A 6,136-nucleotide genomic window follows, 5' to 3' on the forward strand; every position below is an offset into this window, starting at 1 on the left:
GCGAATGTTCGAGAGGTGCCCGAGGTCAGGGGGCACGCCCCTGGCCCCCGGCGTCCACCGGCCCGTCGGCTACTCGGCCAGCTCGACCTGGATCTCCACCTCGACGGGCGAGTCCAGCGGCAGTACGGCGACGCCCACCGCGCTGCGCGCGTGCACGCCCTTGTCGCCGAGGACCTCGCCCAGCAGCTCGCTCGCGCCGTTGAGGACGGCGGGCTGGCCGGTGAAGTCCGAGGCCGACGCCACGAAGCCGACGACCTTCACCACGCGGGCGATGCGGTCCAGGTCGCCCGCGACCGACTTGACGGCGGCCAGGGCGTTCAGCGCGCAGGTGCGGGCCAGGTCCTTGGCCTCGTCGGGGGTGACCTCGGCGCCGACCTTGCCGGTGACGGGGAGCTTGCCGTCCACCATCGGCAGCTGGCCGGACGTGTACACGTACCGGCCGGACTGCACGGCCGGCTGGTAGGCCGCGAGGGGCGGGACCACCGCGGGCAGGGTCAGGCCCAGCTCGGCGAGCCTCTCCTCGACCGCGCTCACGCCTTTTCCCGCTTCAGGTAGGCGACGAGCTGCTCGGGGTTGTTCGGGCCGGGCACGACCTGGACGAGCTCCCAGCCGTCCTCGCCCCAGGTGTCCAGAATCTGCTTCGTGGCATGGACGAGCAGCGGCACGGTTGCGTATTCCCACTTGGTCATGGGCCGACTTTATCCGCTGTGACGGCGAGGGTCCGTCCCCGGCCATGTGGCCGATCGGACACCGGTTATCCACAGCCTGCCGGTTGGCTCGCGCGGCGACTGGTTACGCTCGAAGACGTGAGCAGGCTCCAGGTCGTCAGCGGCAAGGGCGGGACCGGAAAGACCACGGTCGCCGCCGCTCTCGCGTTGGCTCTCGCGACCGAGGGGAAGCGGACGCTTCTCGTCGAGGTCGAGGGACGCCAGGGCATCGCGCAGCTCTTCGAGACGGAAGCGCTGCCTTACGAGGAGCGGAAGATCGCCGTCGCTCCCGGGGGCGGGGAGGTGTATGCCCTGGCTATCGACCCCGAACTGGCCCTTCTGGACTACCTCCAGATGTTCTACAAACTGGGCAGCGCGGGCCGGGCCCTGAAGAAGCTCGGCGCGATCGACTTCGCCACCACCATCGCGCCCGGCCTGAGGGACGTACTCCTCACCGGCAAGGCGTGCGAGGCGGTGCGCAGGAAGGACAGGAGCGGGCGGTTCGTATACGACTACGTCGTCATGGACGCCCCGCCCACGGGCCGCGTCACCCGCTTCCTGAACGTGAACGACGAGGTCGCGGGCCTCGCCAAGATCGGTCCGATACACAATCAGGCGCAGGCCGTGATGCGGGTGCTGAAGTCCCCCGAGACGGCCGTGCACCTGGTGACGCTGCTGGAGGAGATGCCCGTCCAGGAGACCGCCGACGGCATCGCGGAACTGCGGGCCGCGAGGCTGCCGGTGGGGCGTGTCGTCGTCAACATGGTCCGGCCCGAGGTGTTGGACCCGGACGGGCTGGAACTCGTCAAGGCCGTGGCGCGTTCCTCTGTTGCGCGGTCGCTGTCCGCCGCGGGACTCGGCGGAGCGCGCCGGGGCGGGCACGCCGAGCGGCTGGTGGGCCCCCTGCTGACCCAGGCCGACGAGTACGCCGAGCGGTATGCGCTGGAGCACGAGCAGCGAGCCGTACTGGGCGAGCTGGGTCTGCCGTTGCACGAACTGCCGCTGCTCGCCGAGGGCGTAGACCTCGCGGGCCTGTACGAACTCGCCAGCGAGCTGCGGAAGCAGGGGATGTCATGAGTGCGGACAAGGCTCCGGCCCAGGAGGGCACTCGCCGCCTCTCCCCCGTGCGCGTGCTGGACGTCGATCCGCTGCTCGACGATCCGGGCATCCGCATCGTGGTGTGCTGCGGTTCCGGCGGGGTCGGCAAGACGACGACGGCGGCGGCGCTGGGCCTCAGGGCGGCCGAGCGTGGCCGCAAGGTGGTCGTCCTCACCATCGACCCTGCGCGACGCCTCGCGCAGTCCATGGGCATCGACTCCCTCGACAACACGCCCCGCCGTGTGAAGGGCGTCGAGGGGGACGGCGAGCTGCACGCGATGATGCTCGACATGAAGCGCACCTTCGACGAGATCGTCGAGGCGCACGCGGACGCCGAGCGGGCGGCCACGATCCTGTCGAACCCCTTCTACCAGTCGCTCTCCGCGGGCTTCGCCGGCACGCAGGAGTACATGGCGATGGAGAAGCTGGGCCAGTTGCGGGCGCGGGACGAGTGGGACCTGATCGTCGTCGACACCCCGCCGTCCCGCTCCGCGCTCGACTTCCTGGACGCGCCCAAGCGGCTCGGGTCGTTCCTCGACGGGCGGCTGATCCGGCTGCTGACAGCCCCGGCCAAGCTGGGTGGTCGCGCCGGGATGAAGTTCCTCAACGTCGGGATGTCGATGATGACCGGCACCATCGGCAAACTCCTCGGCGGCCAACTGCTCAAGGACGTCCAGACGTTCGTGGCCGCGATGGACACGACCTTCGGTGGCTTCCGCACGCGCGCGGACGCCACGTACAGGCTCCTCCAGGCGCCCGGGACGTCCTTCCTCGTGGTGGCGGCGCCCGAGCGGGACGCGTTGCGCGAGGCGGCGTACTTCGTGGAGCGGCTGGCCGCCGAGGAGATGCCGCTGGCCGGGCTGGTCCTCAACCGGGTCCACGGCAGCGGCGCCGCCCAGCTGTCCGCCGAGCGGGCACTCGCCGCCGCCGAAAATCTTGAAGAAACCCGCATTGTGGATCAGGACGGCGGGAAAGCTGGACTTCGTAACTCTCCCGACACGTATGGCAGTTCAGAAACAACCGCTCCTGGAACACCGGCCGACGACAGGGACACCGCCGGGGGCTCCCCCACCGGCCCCGACCCGGAGCGGTCCGCCGACCAGCTCACCGCGGGCCTGTTGAGGCTCCACGCCGATCGTATGCACCTGCTCTCCCGCGAGCAGCGCACACGGGACCGCTTCGCCTCGCTGCACCCCGAGGTGGCCGTGGCCGAAGTGGCCGCGCTGCCCGGTGACGTACATGACCTGGCGGGGTTGCGGGACATCGGCAACCGGCTCGCGGCCAACCGGCCGGAGCTGCCCGAGGCGGAGGCCTGAGGCGACGGACCCCCTCAGCTCACCGCCGCGTAGTTCTCGTACACCTGGTCGTCGTCGAGCGGCACGATGCCCGCTCCGCGCTCGTACTCCGAGCGCGCGGTCTCCAGGAGCCGGCGCCAGGACGTCACGGTCGGCCGCCTGCGCAGCAGTGCGCGGCGCTCGCGCTCCGTCATGCCTCCCCACACGCCGAACTCGACGCGGTTGTCGAGCGCGTCAGCGAGGCACTCGGTCCGCACCGGGCATCCGGTGCACACCGCCTTGGCCCTGTTCTGCGCTGCTCCCTGAACAAACAGTTCATCCGGATCGGTAGTGCGGCAGGCGGCCTGCGCACTCCAGTCGGTTACCCAGCCCATACCGGCGCCGTCCTCTCCCGAATCGAGGCTCCCCCACGGCGGCAGCGGCATATTCACCGCCGCCAGTTGAGGACGTTACGGAAGGTGGGCACAGCGCAACACCCCCGTCGGGCCCAATCTTGAATGGCCCGAACGGACTATGCGTAAGCGGCAGATCACCCGGGGGAGTGAGCCTGCGACATGTACGACCATCCCGGCAAATCGGGACGGTTCCCTTGAGTCACAACGGACACCGGGTGACACACAAGGCGGATTCGGACACGCTCTCACCAAGAAAGTGAGGAACCTCCGGAACGATTCGGGGTCGCCGGACGTATTGATACGTAGCCCTGCTGCTGTGACAGTTGAGAGCAGCTTAGGCCAAGGCATTGACGCGTGTCCGGCGAATGAGAACGTAGGCTGCCCCCATGCCTAAGAAGAGCTCCGGCGGTGGTCTGACTGCTACCCAGCAGGCCGCCAAGTTCCTCGGTGTCAGTGTGCTCGCGGGAGCCGTGCTGGCCGGCATCGCGCTGCCCGCGGTCGGTGTGCTGGGCTTGGCCGCGAAGGGTTCGGTGGAGTCCTTCGACGAACTCCCCGCCAACCTCAAGACGCCGCCGCTGAGCCAGCGCACCACGATCCTCGACGCCGACGGCGACCAGATCGCCACGGTCTACTCGCGGGACCGGACGGTCGTCGACCTCAAGAACATCTCGCCGTACCTGCAGAAGGCGATCGTCGCGATCGAGGACTCGCGCTTCTACCAGCACGGCGCGGTGGACCTGAAGGGCGTCCTGCGCGCCCTGAACAAGAACGCGCAGAGCGGTGGCGTCTCCGAGGGCGCCTCGACGCTCACGCAGCAGTACGTGAAGAACGTCTTCGTCGAGGAGGCCGGTGACGACCCGACGAAGGTCGCGCAGGCCACCCAGCAGACCATCGGCCGCAAGATCCGCGAACTGAAGTACGCGATCCAGGTCGAGGAGGAGCTGGGCAAGAAGAAGATCCTCGAGAACTACCTGAACATCACCTTCTTCGGCCAGCAGGCCTACGGCGTCGAGGCCGCCTCGCAGCGGTACTTCTCCAAGCACGCCAAGGACCTGACCCTCGCCGAATCGGCCCTGCTGGCCGGCATCGTCCAGTCGCCCAGCCGGTACGACCCCGTCAATGACGAGGCGGAGGCCGTCAAGCGCCGCAACGTCGTGCTGGAACGCATGGCGGAGGTCGGCGACGTCTCGCAGGCCGAGGCGGACAAGGCGAAGGTGGCCCCGCTGGGGCTGAAGGTCACCCAGCCGAAGAACGGCTGCATCACGGCCGTGCGGGGTGCCAGCTTTTTCTGCAAGTACGTCGAGCGCGTCTTCCTCAGTGACCCGGTCTTCGGCAAGACGAAGGAAGAGCGCGCCAAGGTCTGGAACCAGGGCGGCCTGACCATCAGGACGACGCTCGACCCGCAGGCGCAGGCGTCCGTGCAGGACTCGCTGAAGGACCACGTCTACAAGTCGGACAAGGTGGCCGCGGCCACCACGCTCGTCGAGCCCGGCACCGGCAAGATCCTGGGAATGGGCCAGTCGAAGCCGTACGGCTACGGCAAGAACGAGACCGAGTACAACTTCTCGGTCAACTCCGCGATGGGCGGCTCGAACTTCGGCTTCCCGACCGGTTCGACGTTCAAGCCGTTCGTGGCCGCGGCGGCGCTGGAGCAGGGCAAGCCGCCGACGCAGTCGTATCCGGCACCGTTCAAGATGCCGTACCCGGAGCAGGTGCAGACGTGCAGCGGTAAGCCGTGGGTCAACCTCAGGGGCGAGACGCTGGAGAACGAGGCGGAGTCCGAGGTCGGTCCGTACGCGCTGCGGGAGGCCATGGAGCTGTCGGTCAACACCTACTTCGTGCAGATGCTCGGCGACATCGGCATGTGCCCTGTGGTGAAGATGAGCGACGCTCTCGGCGTCGTCCAGGGCAACGGCGACAAGGTGCCCGAGGTGCCGTCCTCGATGACCCTCGGTTCGACCGGCCTCTCGCCGCTGACGATGGCGAGCGCGTACGCCGCCTTCGCCAGCCGCGGCATGTACTGCACGCCGGTCGCCATCGAGTCGATCACCCAGACCGTCGGCGGCGAGAAGAAGTCGCTGGAGGTCCCGAAGTCGACCTGCTCGCGCGCGATGAGCGAGAAGACCGCCGACAGCATCAACACCCTCCTGAGCGGAGTGGTCGACTCCGGTACGGGCAAGCAGGCCGGTCTGTCCGGCCGTGCGAACGCCGGTAAGACGGGTACGACGGACGAACGCAAGAACGCCTGGTTCGTCGGCTACACCCCGAACCTCTCCGGTGCCGTCTGGGTCGGCAGCGCCTCCCAGAAGGTGAAGATGACCAACATCCGCATCGGCGGTAGGTACCACGCCCAGGTCTACGGCGGTGACACGCCCGGCCCGATCTGGCGGGACGCCATGACAGGCGCGCTGGAGGGCAAGGAGGCTCCTCCCTTCAACATCATCAGCATCCCGAGCGGCGAGAAGGACCCCAAGGAAGACGACCGCGACAACGGCCGCGGCAACGACGACGGCAACAACGGCGACGAGGGCTTCATCGGCGGCCTCATCGACGGCGGCACGACAGGCGACACCAACGGCGGCATCACCCTCCCGGACAACCTGTTCCAGGGGCAGGGCAATGGGGGCAGCGGCAACGGGGG

The 6,136-nt window shown here is 68.6% G+C and carries 6 protein-coding genes; 3 read left to right on the forward strand and 3 right to left on the reverse strand.

Annotated features, from left to right (window positions below):
- Positions 1 to 69: 69 nt before the first annotated feature.
- Both P1P75_RS10800 and P1P75_RS10805 read right to left on the reverse strand, forming a co-directional pair.
- Positions 70 to 534, reverse strand: a complete 465-nt coding sequence (locus P1P75_RS10800; protein WP_319253978.1) for a RidA family protein — start codon at positions 532 to 534, stop codon at positions 70 to 72.
- The gene (locus P1P75_RS10805; RefSeq protein ID WP_003967454.1) at positions 531 to 689 is read right to left on the reverse strand and encodes a DUF4177 domain-containing protein; all 159 of its coding nucleotides are present in this window, start codon (positions 687 to 689) and stop codon (positions 531 to 533) included. Before P1P75_RS10805 ends, P1P75_RS10800 begins: the two co-directional genes overlap by 4 nt.
- Positions 690 to 806: 117 nt before the next feature.
- On the opposite strand from P1P75_RS10805, the gene P1P75_RS10810 reads away from it, so the two are divergent.
- On the forward strand, positions 807 to 1,784 hold the full coding sequence (locus tag P1P75_RS10810) for an ArsA-related P-loop ATPase (protein WP_319253980.1): 978 nt from the start codon (positions 807 to 809) through the stop codon (positions 1,782 to 1,784).
- Complete coding sequence (locus tag P1P75_RS10815; RefSeq protein ID WP_319253982.1) at positions 1,781 to 3,121, forward strand: ArsA family ATPase; 1,341 nt, start codon at positions 1,781 to 1,783, stop codon at positions 3,119 to 3,121. Before P1P75_RS10810 ends, P1P75_RS10815 begins: the two co-directional genes overlap by 4 nt.
- 14 nt (positions 3,122 to 3,135) lie before the next feature.
- On the opposite strand, the gene wblA is transcribed toward P1P75_RS10815, so the two are convergent.
- Complete coding sequence (gene wblA, locus P1P75_RS10820; protein WP_190046553.1) at positions 3,136 to 3,474, reverse strand: transcriptional regulator WblA; 339 nt, start codon at positions 3,472 to 3,474, stop codon at positions 3,136 to 3,138.
- Positions 3,475 to 3,881: 407 nt separating this feature from the next.
- On the opposite strand from wblA, the gene P1P75_RS10825 reads away from it, so the two are divergent.
- The coding region (locus P1P75_RS10825; RefSeq protein WP_319253984.1) for a transglycosylase domain-containing protein at positions 3,882 to 6,136 on the forward strand (2,255 nt) is incomplete at its 3' end.

The organism is Streptomyces sp. ID05-39B (assembly GCF_033794725.1).
Taxonomy (GTDB): domain Bacteria; phylum Actinomycetota; class Actinomycetes; order Streptomycetales; family Streptomycetaceae; genus Streptomyces; species Streptomyces bobili.